The organism is Pseudomonas sp. 05N431 (assembly GCF_056397005.1).
Window position 1 is genome coordinate 1 of the sequence record NZ_JBFTMN010000008.1, and the last position, 15,952, is coordinate 15,952.

A 15,952-nucleotide genomic window follows, 5' to 3' on the forward strand; every position below is an offset into this window, starting at 1 on the left:
GCGACGACCTCCTCTCGATGTGTCCGGCTGCGCCGTACGGCGCTGCGCGCCCACCCCCTGATGAACACCTCCACTCGGCCTCCCGATAGGGGCGGGTGGATCAAGATCAACAGCAACAGCACGGCGGCCTGCCGGCCGGCCTGAGTGGTGGGGGAGGGGCGCGGCTTTTAGGCGGCTTCTACATAAAAATCCAGCATGCTCACGCCGGTCAACAGGTCGGTTTCCGGCAGGTCGGCGTGTTGGTGGCCGCCCAGGGCGCAGTAGACGAGCCAGTGACGGTCCTGGACGTTGAAGGCGAGGCTGCCGACGAGGTTTTGTTGTTCGTCACTGGGGGTGATGAGGTAGAGGCGATCCTGGATTTCTGCGTGCAGCATGACAGGCTCCGTGTCGGTTTCGAGGGGCGACAGACTGGCTTGTTAAGGTGACGTTCAGGTGACAGCGCGCATTAATCAGTAAATTACCGGTCACTGGAGTGCAAAGCGCAGGGCGTAAAAAGCGTCTGGCCACTTGCCGCTGTTTTCAGGCCACAAGTGCTGTTTTTTACGTGAGGGGGATGATGTCGCTGCATATGAGCTGGTCTGCTGTCAGCGCTCATCCTGGGAGCCTGATGAATTTTTTTGCGTTGTTGATCGCCTTGCCCGGTGCCTGGCTGTTGCACGTGACCCGTCGTCGCGAACGGCTGGCGCTGAAGAACCTGGCGGCACAAAGCGCGGTACGGGCGATCGATGAACCGCTGCTGTTTCTCGACATCGCGACGCTGCGCCTGAACCGGTTTTGCTACCGCTTCGGCTTTGCCTGCCTGGCCTTGGCGCTACTGCTGTCGTGGATCAGCCGGCATTTTTGAGGTTTACATCGCACATGAAAACGGCGCCCCGAGGCGCCGTTTTTGTATCCAGTCGAAACCTTACAGCGGCAAACCCGCTTTGACCCGGTACTGATTGCGCACCGGTGTTGCGTATTGCAGCACCAGGAACGGTCGATGTTCCTCGGGGCAGGCATCGAGGCGGCTTTGCCACTCTTGCTGGGCCTTGGCCAGTTCCTCGGTCGAGAACAGTGTGGCTGCGCTCGGCACCTGCAGTTGCGGGTCGGCGTTGCTCCATTGGGCGTACGCCAGGTAGTGCACCGGGAACAACCGGTAACCGCCGAGGATCTGCCGGTCCATCTCGATTGCCAGTTGCTTGGTGTCTTCGAACAGTTCGCTGATCGGTGCCGCGAAGTTCACGTGGACCCGGCCTTTGTAGCCGGTGATGCCTTTGGCGATGCTCACATCGTCCTCGCCGGGCACCTTGGTGTAACTACCGGTGGTGGCGCGGATGTACAGCTCGCGGGCCTTGGCCTGATCGCACGGGTCGTACTCGTAGCTGATCGACACCGGCGTCAGGTTCAGCGACTTGATGACTTCGCCAAACGGCTCGTCCTTGCGGCTCATGTGGAACATCTTGAGGATCGCCGACTCGGTACGGTCGTCACCGTCCTTGGCGCGGCCTTCGGCCTGGGCGATCCAGATCGACTGGCAGTCGTTGAGGATTGAGTGATTGATATAGGCCGAGAGCAACTGATACGCCGCCATCTTCTCGCGCCGACCGTTGATGGAACGGTGCACGATAAAGCTCTTGTTCAGGCGCATCAGATCGCTGACGAAGGGCTTTTGCAGCAGGTTGTCGCCGATAGCGATGCGCGGCGTCGGCAGGCCGGCGTGGTAGATCGCGTAGTTGACGAAGGCCGGGTCCATCACGATGTCACGGTGGTTGGCCAGAAACAGATAAGCGCTGCCGGACTTGAATTGTTCGACCCCGGTGTAGGTCACGCCGTCGGTGGCCCGCTCGATCGTGTGGTCGACATAAAACTCGACCTTGTCCTGCAAGGTTGCAACCGAACGGACGCCGGCAAACTCACGGCGCAGCCGATAAGCTATAAGTGGTTTGAGCATCCAGCCGAAGGCACCGGCAAAACGCGGGAAGCGGAAGTGGGTGAGGATATCTAGAAACGCCTTGTCGCCCAGCAACCGTGCCAGCACCGCTGGGACTTCGCTGTCGTCGTAAGGTCGGATGGCATCGAATTCGCCCATCATGCTCTCTTGTTAGAAACGGCTAGGGTAAGTAATGGATTGGATCGATTACGGCAGGTGTACAGTCTGAAAAATACGCTCAAACAAAAATGGCCCTGCAAATAGACCGGCGATTATACGCACAAGTCACTTGGGAGACCGCGATGCTGGAAACCGAGCGCTACGAATGTCCTTATTGTGGTGAAGAGTCAGAGGCAGTTCTGGATTTGTCGGGAGGGGACCAGACGTATATCGAGGATTGCCCCGTGTGCTGTCGGCCGATCAAATTTACTCTGCAGACCGATGGTCATGAATGGATGCTCGAAGTTCACAGCGAAAACGAGTGAAGGGTGGCGGCTATGCAGCGCATCTACGAACCGGAAAACCTGATGGAAGGCGAGTTGTTGCAGGGCATGCTGGCCAGCGAAGGGGTCGAGGCGCATCTGGTGGGGCGCGATCTGCTGGGCGGCGCGGGCGAGTTGCCGGTATTCGGCCTGCTGGGACTGGCGGTGGATAACGATCAGGCGCAATACGCACGCGAGTTGATCGCTGCGTACAATGCCGCGCTGCCGATGCCCGGCGACGAACCGGATAGCTTTCCCGACGTCCTGGTCTGTTAGGCTGGCGGCTGTTTTCGTTCAGAGTCGTGTTGCCCCATGTGTGGACGTTTTGCCCTGTTTCGTTGGAACCCCGCGTTTGCGGCCTTGCCCGGCTTCCCGGCCGATCAGCAGGCGCAGTGGAATATTTCGCCCAATGATTCGGTGCTGATCCTGCGCGCCGAGGCGGGGCAGCGCACGCTTGCCCGCGCGCGTTGGGGGCTGACGCCGCCGTGGCTGACCGACCTGTCGAAAACCCCGGCCCATGCCCGGGCAGAGACCGTCGCCGAGCAACCGATGTTTCGTGAAGCTTTCCGTCTGCGCCGTTGCCTGTTACCGGCCAACGGCTTTTACGAATGGCGCGGCACCACCCGCAAGCGTCCGTACTGGCTGACGCCGGGCGAAGGTTCGGCGCTGTTTTTTGCGGCAATCTGGGAAGCGTATCCGGTGCAGGAGCAGGTGTGGCTGAGCACGGCGGTGGTGACTCAGGCGGCCTCGAATCAGCGTCGTCCGTTGATTCTCGATGCAGCAGGCCAAGAAGCCTGGCTCAACCCCGAAACCCCGTTGCACACCTTGCAGGCGCTGCTCGCCAGCGAACCTGCCGCCTTGCGCGAACGGGTGCTGGCGAACCTGGTGAATGATCCGAAACTCAATGCGCCGGAGTGTTTGACGCCGGGTTGATGGGTTGTCTGTTCGGACGCCTTCGCGAGCAAGCTCGCTCCCACATTTGATCTCCAGTGGATACCAGTGTGGGAGCGAGCTTGCTCGCGATGGGGCCTTGGGATCAAACCTTGAACTGATTGATCAACCGCCGCTGCTGCTCGGCAAGTTTGGTCAGGTCGGCACTGGCCGCGCTCGACTCATCCGCGCCGCCCGCGACTTCATTGGCCACCTGGCCGATATTGATCACATTGCGGTTGATGTCATCGGCAACCGCGCTTTGCTCTTCGGCGGCACTGGCGATCTGGGTGTTCATGTCATTGATCACCGACACCGCCTGAGTGATGGTCTCCAGCGCCTGCGCCGCCTTGGCCGCGTGCTGCACGCTTTCGTCGGTCTTGTTCTGGCTGTCTTCCATCACCCGCACCACGTCGCGCGTGCCTTGCTGCAACTGCTGAATCATCGACTGGATTTCTTCAGTCGCCTGCTGGGTTTTCTGTGCCAGGTTGCGCACTTCATCGGCCACCACCGCAAAGCCCCGGCCTTGCTCACCCGCGCGTGCGGCCTCGATGGCTGCGTTCAACGCCAACAAATTGGTCTGTTCGGCAATCCCGCGAATGGCAATCAGGATCGCGTTGATGTTCTCGCTGTCCTTGGCCAGGGTTTGTACCACGCCGACCGCCTTACCGATTTCCACCGCGAGGACGCCAATCGAGGTCGAGGTGTCGCGCACGATCTGCATGCCTTGGGCGGCAGCCTGGTCGGCATGGCTGGCGGCTTGTGCCGCCTGGGTCGCGTTGCGCGCTACGTCCTGGGCGGTGGCGGTCATTTCCTGCACCGCGGTGGCCACCTGATCGATCTCGGCCATTTGCTTGTGTACGCCGAGGTTGGTGCGAATGGCGATGTCGGCGGTGTGTTCGGACGAATCGCTGACACTCTGCACCGAGGTCACCACCTGGGTGATCATCGCCTGCAACTTGGCGAGGAAGGTATTGAAGCCCTTGGCGATCGAGCCGAGTTCGTCGGCACGGTCGCTGGTCAGGCGGCGCGTCAGGTCACCTTCGCCTTGAGCGATGTCATCGAGCATCGCGACCATCTGCTTGAGCGGACGGGCAATGCCGTGGCCCACCAGCCAGATCACCAGCAAGCCCAGGCCGGCAATCACCAGACCGACCATGGCCATGCCAAAGGTGTCGGCCTTGCGCTGGGTGTTCAGGTCGCCCTGCAGTTGTTGCAGGTCGGCCATGACCGCGTTCAGCGGCAATTGCAGTAGCAGGGTCCAGCGTGCATCGGTCTGACCGATGCCGAATGGCAGGTACAGCTCGATCTTGCCGTTGGCCTTGTCGACGTTATAGGTCACTTCGCCGCGGTTGAGCTTGCCGAGGTTGGCAACCTGAGTGGCGTCGAGGATGTCGCTGACCTTTTCGCCGAACTTGCTTGGGTCCTTGGTGTAGGCGACCAGGCGCTGGTTGCCGCCGATCAGGGCCATTTCACCGGCACCGTTATAAAGCTTCTGGTTCGCAGCCAGGAGCATTTCCTGAATGAAGTTCACCGACAGGTCAGCGCCGACGATGCCCTGGAAGGTGCCGTTGAGCATGATCGGTTCAATAAAGGAGGCGAGCATGACGATCTTGTCGCCGACCTTGTAAGGCGCCGGGTCGATCACGCAGGATTTTTTGTTTTCCTGGGAGCACAGGTAGTACTCACTGGAGCGCACACCCGTGGACAACACGGTGCGGTCGTTGACGTCCGCCAGCTTGTCGACGCCCAGAGTACCGTCGTCGTTGCGGAACCACCACGGCAGGAAGCGCCCGGTGGTGGCGTCGATGCCGACCGTTTTGCTGCCGATGTAGGCCGCGTCATTGTGATCCAGTGCGTTCGGTTCCCAGCCGATGTAGGTGCCGAGAATCTTCGGATTCTTCGCGACGTTTTCCTTGATCAGGCTGATCAACTGCTCGCGGCTGAGGGTAAGCGCCGGTTTGCCGTCGGCATCCTGGGAGCCGATCAAGGCGTTGACCCGAACCAGCCCGCCGGCGATCAGCAGGGGCGCTTCGAGTTCGCGCTGGATCTGGCTGACCTGGGTTTGCGCCAGTCCACGCAGGCGTTGTTCGATGACTTGCTCGAATTGCGCCTGGGTCCGCTGCTGGACCATTTCCTGGGTGCGCGCGCCGGAAAACAGTGCATACAGCACCAGCGCAGCCACCACGCTGAGCACGATGGCGCCGGCAAGCGCGGCGACGGAAAACTGGATCGACTTGAATTTCATAGGGGCTCCGGACGCAGGATGACGTCTGCCGAGCTGTATCGGCGGAGATAGGGCGGTCCATGAGCAGGTTTTTTGTCGATGACTGTTTTTGATCTGTGCAGGTCGCATAGAGACAGGTGTCAGGCCCGCGTGCTTCGGGCGCGCGGGGGGTTATGAATTTATTGCGACAATAAAATGGAATGTATCGGTAAATGCCGTGCAACACGTCTGTTGTATCTGGCGCCGATACAATGCACCGCCTAGGATACGCGGCATGTTTTCAGGGAGTGTTTTCATGAGCAAGAGTTTGGTTTTGTGTGCGCTGGGTGCAAGTCTGCTGCTCAGTGGTTGCCAATCGGTCAACACCACCAACGGCGGCGCGGTGGGCGTGGAGCGCAAGCAGTACATGTTCAGCATGCTGTCGAGCGATGAGGTCAACCAGATGTATGCCCAGTCCTACCAAAAGACGGTGGGTGAGGCGAGCAACAAGGGTGTGCTGGACAAGAACAGCAGCGAGACCAAACGGGTCCAGGCGATTGCCAATCGGCTGATTGCGCAGGCACCGGTCTTCCGGCCGGATTCGGCGCAGTGGCAGTGGGAAGTCAACTTGATCAAGAGTGACGAGCTCAACGCCAACTGTGGTCCTGGCGGCAAGATCATTTTCTACACCGGGCTGATCGACAGCCTGAAGCTCACCGACGATGAAATCGCTGCGGTCATGGGCCATGAAATCGCTCACGCCCTGCGCGAGCATGGTCGTGAAGCGATGTCCAAGGCCTATGGCATTGAGATGGCCAAGCAGGGCGCGGGTGCCTTGCTCGGGTTGGGGCAGGACACCCTGGCATTGGCCGACACTGTGGCCAACTACGGCATGACCTTGCCCAACAGCCGCGCCAATGAAAACGAGGCCGATCTGATTGGCCTGGAACTGGCCGCCCGTGCCGGTTACGACCCGAACGCGGCGATTACTCTGTGGGACAAAATGAACAAGGCTTCCGAAGGTTCGCCGCCAGAGTTCATGAGCACTCACCCGTCCTCCAGCAGCCGGGTTGAGTCGCTAAAGGCAGCGATTCCGAAAGTCATGCCGCTTTACCTGAAGGCCAAAAAGTCCTGATGGTTTTATATCGTCAGTAATGGCCTCATCGCGAGCAAGCTCGCTCCCACAGTTGATCTTCAGTGGATACAAAATCCGCGAATGATAGAGATCCAGTGTGGGAGCGAGCTTGCTCGCGATGAACGATGACGCGGTCTTACTGACCTATCGCATTACACCCACCCGCTACTCTGCATCGCCTTGTACACCGCCACGATGGCCAGGATGAAGAACGCCGACGCTGCCAGGCGGCGGATCAGGGTCAGGGGCAGTTTGTCCGCGGCAAAATTACCTGCCAGCACCACCGGCACGTTGGCAATCAGCATGCCGAGCGTGGTGCCGATGATCACCAGCCACAGCTCAGGGTACTGAGCGGCGAGCATCACAGTGGCGATCTGGGTCTTGTCACCGATCTCGGCGAGGAAGAACGCAATCAGCGTGGTCAGGAACGGCCCGAATTTGCGTGCGGTGCTGGCTTCGTCCTCATCCATCTTGTCCGGCACCAGGGTCCACAGCGCCGTCGCGGTAAAGCTTGCGGCGAGGATCCAGTGCAACGTCGCATCCGAGAAAAAACTCCCGAACCAGGCACCTACAGCCCCCGCAGCCGCGTGGTTGGCCAGGGTTGCAGCGACGATACCGGCGATGATCGGCCAGGGTTTGCGAAAGCGTGCGGCGAGAATAAGCGCGAGCAATTGCGTCTTGTCGCCGATTTCGGCCAAGGCAACGACTGCGGTGGGAACGAGCAGAGAATCCAGCATCAGGGTTTTCCTAAGGGGCGGGTCGACACGGCTATGACACGTACAGCCTCCCCGCCCCGGGTAAGGTGTGCGTGTCATAGGTCTTGTCAAACCCTGCGATCCGTCTGTGCGGTCGCTTGGGTCGCATACGCCATGGTCTGAGGACCAAGTATGTTGACGTATGCCGGACGAGCATGGCGCTCGTGGGAGACTACTCCCCTAGGACGGAGCGGATTCTGCCTAGGCAAAATCCATTCGGCAAGCGCTAATTTCTAGCCGCGCTTGGCCCGATAGATCCGGAAACCCTGACCTTCGGCCTTGATCGCACACACACCGAGATGCTCCTCGATCAGCGGCTGATATTTCAGGAAGCTGTTGGCCACCAGGCGCAGTTCGCCACCGTTTTTCAGATGTTTGGCTGCTTTTCGCAGCAGATTCTCCGTGGCGTGATAATCGGTATGAACCCCGACATGGAACGGCGGATTGCTCAGAATTGCGCTCAAACCCATCGGCGCAGCGTCGATGCCATCGCCGGTCAGCACCTCGGCTTCCAGACCGTTGGCGGCCAATGTCAGGCGACTGCTGGCGGCGGCGAACGCATCAACGTCGAGCAGGGTGACGGTGTTGTGTGGATAACGCCGTTTCACCGCCGCGCCCAACACACCGGCACCACAACCGAAGTCGAGCAAGTGACCGCTTGGCAGTTTGTCCAGGTGTTCGAGCAGCAGGGCGCTGCCGCGATCCAGTCGACCGTGACTGAACACGCCGGGCAGGCTGATGACTTTCAGTGGACCTTCAGCCAGCGGCAGTTCGTATTCCTGCGCCAGGCTTTCCAGCGATTTGGCCTCGGGCGCGTTGGCCACGGTGACCTGCCAGAGCTGGCAGTGGCGTGCGCTGTCGAGCTTGCGCGGTTTGCCAAAGGGGTTCAGCTGTTTGGCCGCGCCTTCGATGCCGCTGCGTTTTTCACCCACCAGGTACAGCTCACGACCGGCCAGGCGCGAGGCGAGGGCGTTGAGGATGTAATCGGTCAAATCCTTGGATTTGGGCAGGAACACCACGGCTGTTTCAAACTCGCGGCTTGGAGCATTCACGCCAAAGTGGCTGCGCTCGGCAAAGCGTGCGTCCAGCGCCGCCTGGTCGCCTGCATGCCAGCACCAGCCGTGAGCGTTGGGCAATTTGCCGAGCAAGTCATCGGCGGGCAAACCGGCCAGCAACAACTCGCCTTGAAACAACTCGGCCTGACGAAGCAGTACTTCACTGCGCGGATCCATACTCTGCTCCTTGAAAAAAAGTGCGGCAGTTTATCAACTGACGACCCGCCGCGCTGTACCGCTGAAGAAGCCTTGAGCGTTTTCGGTCAGTTGACCGACGATCCGCTGCCGCGCTTCGCGGCTGCCCCAGGCGTTGTGCGGGGTGACGATCAAGCGCGGGATGTCGGCGGCCAACAGCGGATTGCCGGCGGTGGGGGGCTCGACACTCAGGACGTCAGTCGCCGCGCCGCCCAGATGCCCGGTGCGCAAGGCATCGGCCAGGGCCTGTTCATCGATCAGCCCACCGCGTGCGGTGTTGACCACAAAGGCGCCGGGTTTGAGCAGCGCCAGTTCACGGGCACCGATGAAGTTGCGGGTATGTTCGTTGAGCGGGCAGTGCAGGGTCAGCGCGTCGATTTGCGGCAGCAGTTCATCCAGCGGCAAGCGGTCGGCGCGGGCCGGGCGCCCTGGTAATTGACCGAGCAACACACGCATGCCAAAGGCCTCGGCCAGCCGCGCGACAGCGCCACCCAATTCACCATGGCCGAGCAGTCCGAGGGTTTTGCCTTCGAGCTCGACGATCGGGAAATCCAGCAAGCAGAACTGTTTGGCCTGCTGCCAGCGACCTTCAGCGACGGCTTTCTGATAGTCGCTCAGGCGGGTGGCGAGGTTCAGTAGCAACATGATCGTGTGCTGCGCCACCGACGGCGTGCCGTAACCCTGGCAGTTGCTCACGGTAATCCCTTGGGCGCGGGCGGCGGCCAGGTCGACGTTGTTGGTGCCCGTGGCGGCGATCAGGATCAGCTTCAGTTCGGGGCAGGCCTTGAGGGTTTCGGCGTTCAGCAGGACTTTATTGCTGATCGCTACGCTGGCGCCTTGCAGACGTTCGACGATGTTGTCGGGCGTGGTCAGCGAGCGCAGTTGCAAGTCATCGAAGCATTGCTGCAATCCACTGAGGTCAAGGTCGCCGAGGTCCAGCGAACTGTGGTCGAGGAATACGGCGCGGCGATTGTTCGTCATTAACTGTACCTTTTGCACGAGAGTCTGAAGGCGTAATCTGCCGAGCCTACCAGATGAAACAAGTCGTTACGCTTGGCCTAAAGGAGCCCCCCCATGTACTGGACAGAGTTTTTGACCGTCGCCCTGATTCACCTGCTTGCCGTGGCAAGCCCGGGTCCGGACTTTGCCGTGGTGGTGCGTGAGGCCGTGACCCACGGTCGTCGCGCCGGGACCTGGACGGCGCTGGGTGTCGGCTCGGCGATCTTCCTGCACGTGGGCTACTCGTTGCTCGGTATTGGTCTGATCGTCTCGCAGTCGATCATGCTGTTCAACGCGCTGAAATGGCTGGCGGCCGCCTACCTGCTGTACATCGGCTTCAAGGCCCTGCGTGCGCAACCGGCAAAACCGGCCACCGAAAACCTGCACAAGGAAGCCGGCGAGCGCACCGCACGCGGCGCCTTTACCTCAGGTTTCGTGACCAACGGCCTGAACCCGAAAGCCACGTTGTTTTTCCTGTCGCTGTTCACCGTGGTGATCAACCCGCACACGCCGCTGGCAATTCAGGCCGGTTACGGTGTTTACCTGGCAGTGGCCACCGCGATCTGGTTCTGCCTGGTGGCGATGCTGTTCAGCCAACAGCGTGTACGGGCCGGTTTTGCCCGCATGGGCCACTGGTTCGACCGCACGATGGGCGTGGTACTGATCGCCATCGGCGTGAAGCTGGCCCTGACCGAAATGCATTGATCCACTCTTGGAAACGAATGCTGGCGCAAAGCTAGCATTTGTACAGCTCTGCAAATCATCCCTTTGGCTGATTTAGCTGGCGCTCCGGCTGACTAAAGTGCTTATCTTTTCAGTCACGACCGTGTAGTCAGATAAAGGGATGCTTATGTTGGAGACGCGTGTTATTCCGCCAGCCGAAGGCGCTTATCAATACCCGCTGTTGATCAAGCGGCTGCTGATGTCCGGCAGCCGTTACGAGAAAACCCGCGAGATTGTCTACCGCGACCAGTTACGCTACAGCTACCCGACCCTCATCGAGCGTGTCGCGCGGCTGGCCAACGTGCTCACGGCGGCCGGGGTCAAGGCCGGGGATACCGTGGCGGTGATGGACTGGGACAGCCATCGCTACCTTGAATGCATGTTCGCCATCCCGATGATCGGTGCGGTGATCCACACCATCAACGTGCGCCTGTCGCCCGAACAGATCCTCTACACCATGAACCACGCCGAGGACCGCTTCGTGCTGGTCAACAGCGAGTTCGTCGGGCTGTACCAGGCGATTGCCGGGCACCTGACCACGGTCGAGAAAACCCTGCTGCTCACCGACCTGCCGGAAAAAACCGCCGACCTGCCCAACCTGGTCGGCGAGTACGAGCAACTGCTGGCTGCCGCGAGCACCCAGTACACCTTCGAAGATTTCGACGAAAACTCGGTCGCCACCACCTTCTACACCACCGGCACCACCGGTAATCCCAAGGGCGTGTATTTCACCCATCGGCAACTGGTGCTGCACACCATGGGCGTGTCGACGATCATGGGCAGCATCGACAGCGTGCGCCTGCTGGGCACCAACGACGTGTACATGCCGATCACCCCGATGTTCCACGTGCATGCCTGGGGCTTGCCGTACGTGGCGACCATGCTGGGGCTCAAGCAGGTTTACCCCGGCCGCTACGACCCGGAATACCTGGTGGAGTTGTGGCGCAAGGAGAAGGTCAGCTTCTCCCATTGCGTGCCGACCATCCTGCAAATGGTCCTCAACGCCAAGTCCGCGCAAGGTACGGATTTCGGCGGCTGGAAAATCGTCATCGGTGGCAGCGCCCTGAACCGCGCGCTGTACGATGCGGCCAAGGCCAAGGGCATTCAACTGACCGCCGCCTATGGCATGTCGGAAACCGGGCCGCTGGTGTCCTGCGCCCACCTTAACGATGAGCTGATGGCCGGCACCGAAGACGAACGCACCACGTATCGCATCAAGGCCGGCGTGCCGGGCCCCTTGGTGGAAGCGGCGATCGTTGACGCTGACGGCAACTTCTTGCCGGCGGACGGGGAATCCCAGGGCGAACTGGTACTGCGTGCGCCGTGGCTCACCGAAGGTTATTTCAACGAACCCGAGAAGGGCAGAGAGCTCTGGGCCGGGGGCTGGCTGCACACTGGCGATGTGGCGACCCTGGACAGCATGGGGGTAATCGACATCCGTGACCGGATCAAGGATGTGATCAAGACTGGTGGCGAGTGGATTTCCTCCCTGGACCTCGAAGACCTGATCAGCCGTCATCCGGGGGTACGGGAAGTAGCAGTGGTCGGTATCCCTGACCCGCAATGGGGCGAGCGCCCGTTTGCCTTGCTGGTACTCCGTGAAGGCCACGCGATAGGCGCCAGGGAGCTCAAGGAACACCTCAAGCCTTTCGTCGAACTGGGGCACCTGAGCAAGTGGGCCATCCCGAGCCAGATCGCTCTTGTTACTGAAATTCCCAAGACCAGTGTCGGCAAGCTCGACAAGAAGCGTATCCGCGTCGACATCGCGCAATGGCAGGCCAGCAACAGCACCTTCCTCTCGACGCTTTAAGCGTCCTTTGCCGTGCCCGAAAGGGCCCGGCAAGCCCACCAAGCAAGCGCTTGACTTGTTTATTCCGAATTTTCAGCCATCCTTGCCGGGCCGACATCTGTCGGGCTGGCACAGGACTGTTCCAGGGTGGTCGGGGGCTGCAAATCACACTTTAGAGGGATCAAGCAGTACCACCTGCTGGCTATAGTCCGCTCAAGGATTTTTAAGAACGGGGCAAACGCACAAAACGGGGCGATGCAACTTTGAATGACTTCGGGACGACATGGGCTCCCTACCATTCAGAGCGTTTTTAGAAGTGCTCACTGCCATAACAATAAAAGCACATGGAGTAGCGTCGATGACATCAGTAAACCAGTTCTGGCGCCGGGCGAAATTGCCTCTGGCGGTCAGTCTCGCCTCTACGCTCGCCGGACCCGCATTCGGCGTCAGTTTCAACATCGGTGAAATCGAAGGTCAGTTCGACTCGTCCCTCTCCCTGGGCATGAGTGTGTCTACCCAACAACCGAACAAGAACCTGATCGGTGTCAACAACGGTGGCAAGGGCCTGTCCCAGACCTCCGATGACGGCCATTTGAACTTCAAGAGCGGGCAAGCCTTTTCAAAAATCTTCAAGGGCATCCATGACCTTGAATTGAAATACGGCGATACCGGCGTCTTCGTACGCGGTAAATACTGGTACGACTTCGCGCTGCAAAACCAGGACCTGGAATTCAAGAACGTCAGCAATGATGGACGCAAGGAAGGCGCCAGGTCGTCGGGTGGGGAAATCCTCGACGCTTTCGTCTACCACAACTACTCCATTGCCGATGAGCCGGGTTCCGTGCGCTTGGGCAAACAGGTGGTCAACTGGGGTGAAAGTACCTTCATCGGTGGCGGCATCAACTCGATCAACCCGATCGACGTGTCCGCATTCCGTCGTCCCGGTGCCGAGATCAAGGAAGGCCTGATCCCGGTCAACATGTTCTACATCTCGCAAAGCCTGACCGAGAACCTGTCGGCTCAAGCGTTCTACCAGATCGGCTGGGACCAGACCGTTGTCGACAACTGCGGTACCTTCTTCTCCCAGCCAGACATCATTGCCAACGGTTGCACCGACAATCTGCGCGTACTGAACAAGCGCTCGACCATCCCGGCCATCGCCTTGGGGCCATTGGCCGCGAATGGTGTCGACGTCAACAACGAGGGTGTACTGGTGCGTCGTGGTCGGGACCGTGAGGCGAGCAACGGCGGCCAGTGGGGCGCGGCCTTCAAGTACATGTTCGATCCGCTGGACACCGAGTTCGGCGCCTACTTCATGAACTACCACAGCCGTGCGCCGATCTTCAGTGCGACCGGTGCTCCGCAGTCGATCTATAACGGCGTCGCAGCCTTGCCGGGTCCATTCAAGGCCCTGGGGCCGCTGGTAGTCGCGGGTAACTCGCAGTACTTCGTCGAGTACCCGGAAGACATCCGCCTCTATGGCCTGAGCTTCTCCACCACCCTGCCTACCGGTACGGCGTGGAGTGGTGAGATCAGCTACCGGCCGAATGCGCCGGTGCAGTTGAACTCCACCGATATCCTGTTCGCCGGTGTTCGTCCGCTGGGTGGCGCGCTGACCAACGCTTCCTTGCTCCAGGGTGTTCCAGGGGAAGACCTGCATGGCTATCGCCGCAAGGAAATTACCCAGATCCAGACCACCTTCACGCACTTCTTCGATCAGGTCATGGGCGCCCAGCGTCTGACCCTGGTGGGTGAAGTCGGTCTGACTCACGTCGGTGGCCTGGAAAGCACGTCCGATGTCCGCTATGGTCGCGATCCGGTCTTCGGCCCAGGCGAACTGCCCGCCACGGGTGGTCTGGACACCTGCTCGCAGGTCCTCAACACCTCCACCATCAACGGTGCCGGGCCAGGTGCGTCGGCCAACAACCGCAGCACCAACTGCAACAACGACGGCTTCACCACCGCCAACTCCTGGGGCTACCGCGCCCGCGCCATCTGGGAATACCCGGACGTCTTCGCCGGTGTGAACCTCAAGCCGAACGTCGCCTGGTCCCATGACGTCAGCGGTTACTCGCCAGGCCCTGGCGGCAACTTCGAGGAAGGTCGCAAGGCGGTCAGCCTGGGGCTCGATGCCGAGTACCAGAACACCTACACCGCGAGCCTTGCGTACACCAACTTCTTTGGCGGCAAGTACAGCACCGTGGATGATCGCGACTTCGTTGCGCTCAGCGTCGGCGTGAACTTCTAAGCACTGCATCTTCAGGACAAACAAGAATATGAAAGTAACCAAAAGTCTTTTGCAAGCGGGTGTCCTTGGGCTTTCGCTGCTGGCAACCGCGGTCATGGCAGCGGTTCCGGCTGCTGAAGCGGACAAGTTGGGCAAGAGCCTGACGCCGATGGGCGCGGAAATGGCAGGCAATGCCGATGGCTCGATCCCGGCCTGGAAACCCATGGAGAAAAACGCCGGCAGCGTCGACAGCAAGGGTTTCCTGTCGAACCCGTATGCCAGTGAGCAACCGCTGTTCACCATCACCGCGCAAAACGTCGACAAGTACAAAGACAAACTGGCGCCGGGCCAATACGCGATGTTCAAGCGTTACCCGGACACCTTCAAAATGCCGGTTTACCCGTCTCATCGCGGCGCGACCGTGCCGGATGACGTGTTCGCCGCCATCAAGGAAAACGCCACCAACACCAACCTGGTGTCCGGCGGCAACGGTCTGGAGAACTTCAAAACGGCCGTGCCGTTCCCGATTCCGAAAAGCGGCGTCGAAGTCATCTGGAACCACATCACTCGCTATCGTGGTGGCAGCGTGACCCGTCTGGTGACCCAGGCCACGCCGCAGCCGAACGGCTCGTACAGCATGGTGTACTTCCAGGACCAGTTCGTATTCCGCGACAAAATGAAGGATTACGACCCGAAAAACCCGGGCAACATCCTGTTCTACTTCAAGCAGAAAGTGACTGCGCCGGCGCGTCTGGCCGGTGGCGTACTGTTGGTCCACGAAACCCTCGACCAGGTGAAGGAGCCGCGTTCGGCGTGGGTCTACAATGCCGGTCAACGTCGTGTGCGTCGTGCCCCGCAAGTGTCCTATGACGGTCCGGGTACGGCTGCCGATGGCCTGCGTACTTCCGATAACCTGGACATGTACAACGGTGCACCGGATCGTTACGACTGGAAGCTCGAAGGCAAGAAAGAGATGTACATCGCCTCCGACAGCTACAAACTCGACTCGCCAACGCTCAAGTACGACGACATCATCAAGGCCGGTCATATCAACCAGGACCTGACGCGTTACGAACTGCGTCGCGTCTGGCATGTGGTTGCCACCCTGAAGGAAGGTCAGCGTCACATTTATGCCAAGCGTGACTTCTACATTGACGAAGACACCTGGCAAGCCGCGGTCATCGATCACTACGACGGTCGTGGCCAACTCTGGCGTGTGGCCGAGGCGCATTCCGAGAACTACTACGACAAGCAAGTGCCGTGGTATGCCCTGGAAGCGCTCTACGACCTGCAGTCTGGCCGCTACCTGGCACTGGGCATGAAGAACGAAGAGAAACGTGCGTATGACTTCGGCTTCACCGCGAGCACCAGTGATTTCACCCCGGCTGCACTGGCTCAGGACGGCGTTCGCTAACGTGTCGTAACACAGAGGCCGCATCCTCGAAAAACGCCCCGACTGGTTCGGGGCGTTTTTTTTGTCTCAAAAAAAGATCGGTGCATCACCAGCCCCGCAACTTTTGTTCGTAGTCTTTTTGTAGCCATTTGTA

The 15,952-nt window shown here is 60.1% G+C and carries 15 protein-coding genes and 1 riboswitch; of the genes, 9 read left to right on the plus strand and 6 right to left on the minus strand.

Going from position 1 to position 15,952, the window contains the following annotated elements; translation table 11 throughout:
• Nucleotides 1-167: 167 nt before the first annotated feature.
• Nucleotides 168-374: a hypothetical protein gene (locus tag AC1DIG_RS15340; protein WP_477767979.1), complete on the minus strand. Its 207-nt coding sequence runs from the start codon at nucleotides 372-374 to the stop codon at nucleotides 168-170.
• A gap of 182 nt (nucleotides 375-556) precedes the next feature.
• Between AC1DIG_RS15340 and AC1DIG_RS15345 the strand changes: the two genes are divergently transcribed.
• Nucleotides 557-844 (plus strand): hypothetical protein, encoded by a 288-nt coding sequence (locus AC1DIG_RS15345; protein ID WP_477767980.1) that lies wholly within the window; start codon nucleotides 557-559, stop codon nucleotides 842-844.
• 60 nt (nucleotides 845-904) lie between these two features.
• On the opposite strand, the gene AC1DIG_RS15350 is transcribed toward AC1DIG_RS15345, so the two are convergent.
• The gene (locus tag AC1DIG_RS15350; protein ID WP_477767981.1) at nucleotides 905-2,068 is read right to left on the minus strand and encodes a 1-acyl-sn-glycerol-3-phosphate acyltransferase; all 1,164 of its coding nucleotides are present in this window, start codon (nucleotides 2,066-2,068) and stop codon (nucleotides 905-907) included.
• A gap of 143 nt (nucleotides 2,069-2,211) precedes the next feature.
• On the opposite strand from AC1DIG_RS15350, the gene AC1DIG_RS15355 reads away from it, so the two are divergent.
• Genes AC1DIG_RS15355 through AC1DIG_RS15365 form a run of 3 tightly spaced genes read left to right on the plus strand, consistent with a single transcriptional unit; the run spans nucleotide 2,212 to nucleotide 3,324 of the window.
• Nucleotides 2,212-2,394 (plus strand): CPXCG motif-containing cysteine-rich protein, encoded by a 183-nt coding sequence (locus AC1DIG_RS15355; RefSeq protein ID WP_123424980.1) that lies wholly within the window; start codon nucleotides 2,212-2,214, stop codon nucleotides 2,392-2,394.
• 12 nt (nucleotides 2,395-2,406) lie between these two features.
• Nucleotides 2,407-2,667, plus strand: coding sequence for a putative signal transducing protein (locus AC1DIG_RS15360; RefSeq protein ID WP_054595657.1), 261 nt, complete (start codon nucleotides 2,407-2,409; stop codon nucleotides 2,665-2,667).
• A gap of 36 nt (nucleotides 2,668-2,703) precedes the next feature.
• Complete coding sequence (locus tag AC1DIG_RS15365) at nucleotides 2,704-3,324, plus strand: SOS response-associated peptidase (RefSeq protein ID WP_103320210.1); 621 nt, start codon at nucleotides 2,704-2,706, stop codon at nucleotides 3,322-3,324.
• A 103-nt stretch (nucleotides 3,325-3,427) separates the two neighbouring features.
• Here AC1DIG_RS15365 and AC1DIG_RS15370 read toward each other — a convergent pair whose 3' ends face one another.
• Nucleotides 3,428-5,569: a methyl-accepting chemotaxis protein gene (locus AC1DIG_RS15370; RefSeq protein WP_477767982.1), complete on the minus strand. Its 2,142-nt coding sequence runs from the start codon at nucleotides 5,567-5,569 to the stop codon at nucleotides 3,428-3,430.
• Nucleotides 5,570-5,843: 274 nt separating this feature from the next.
• Between AC1DIG_RS15370 and AC1DIG_RS15375 the strand changes: the two genes are divergently transcribed.
• Nucleotides 5,844-6,662: a M48 family metallopeptidase gene (locus tag AC1DIG_RS15375; RefSeq protein WP_477767983.1), complete on the plus strand. Its 819-nt coding sequence runs from the start codon at nucleotides 5,844-5,846 to the stop codon at nucleotides 6,660-6,662.
• A gap of 152 nt (nucleotides 6,663-6,814) precedes the next feature.
• Here AC1DIG_RS15375 and AC1DIG_RS15380 read toward each other — a convergent pair whose 3' ends face one another.
• The 3 genes from AC1DIG_RS15380 to AC1DIG_RS15390 all read right to left on the minus strand — a co-directional run bounded on the left by AC1DIG_RS15380 (nucleotide 6,815) and on the right by AC1DIG_RS15390 (nucleotide 9,648).
• Nucleotides 6,815-7,399, minus strand: coding sequence for a TMEM165/GDT1 family protein (locus AC1DIG_RS15380; RefSeq protein ID WP_071553377.1), 585 nt, complete (start codon nucleotides 7,397-7,399; stop codon nucleotides 6,815-6,817).
• 88 nt (nucleotides 7,400-7,487) lie between these two features.
• A riboswitch (yybP-ykoY riboswitch) is annotated at nucleotides 7,488-7,611 on the minus strand.
• A 39-nt stretch (nucleotides 7,612-7,650) separates the two neighbouring features.
• A complete protein-coding gene (locus AC1DIG_RS15385) occupies nucleotides 7,651-8,649 on the minus strand; it encodes a class I SAM-dependent methyltransferase (RefSeq protein ID WP_123582786.1) in 999 nt (332 codons plus the stop codon).
• A 33-nt stretch (nucleotides 8,650-8,682) separates the two neighbouring features.
• The gene (locus AC1DIG_RS15390; protein WP_477767984.1) at nucleotides 8,683-9,648 is read right to left on the minus strand and encodes a 2-hydroxyacid dehydrogenase; all 966 of its coding nucleotides are present in this window, start codon (nucleotides 9,646-9,648) and stop codon (nucleotides 8,683-8,685) included.
• 93 nt (nucleotides 9,649-9,741) lie between these two features.
• On the opposite strand from AC1DIG_RS15390, the gene AC1DIG_RS15395 reads away from it, so the two are divergent.
• The 4 genes from AC1DIG_RS15395 (at nucleotide 9,742) to AC1DIG_RS15410 (ending at nucleotide 15,819) form a co-directional block, all read left to right on the plus strand.
• Nucleotides 9,742-10,371: a LysE family translocator gene (locus AC1DIG_RS15395; RefSeq protein WP_477767985.1), complete on the plus strand. Its 630-nt coding sequence runs from the start codon at nucleotides 9,742-9,744 to the stop codon at nucleotides 10,369-10,371.
• Between the two features lie 145 nt (nucleotides 10,372-10,516).
• Entirely contained in the window at nucleotides 10,517-12,199 is a 1,683-nt protein-coding gene (locus AC1DIG_RS15400) for a fatty acid--CoA ligase (protein ID WP_477767986.1), read from the plus strand.
• A 337-nt stretch (nucleotides 12,200-12,536) separates the two neighbouring features.
• Nucleotides 12,537-14,426 (plus strand): DUF1302 domain-containing protein, encoded by a 1,890-nt coding sequence (locus AC1DIG_RS15405; RefSeq protein WP_477767987.1) that lies wholly within the window; start codon nucleotides 12,537-12,539, stop codon nucleotides 14,424-14,426.
• 28 nt (nucleotides 14,427-14,454) lie between these two features.
• Nucleotides 14,455-15,819, plus strand: coding sequence for a DUF1329 domain-containing protein (locus tag AC1DIG_RS15410; protein WP_477767988.1), 1,365 nt, complete (start codon nucleotides 14,455-14,457; stop codon nucleotides 15,817-15,819).
• The last annotated feature ends 133 nt before the right edge of the window (nucleotides 15,820-15,952 follow it).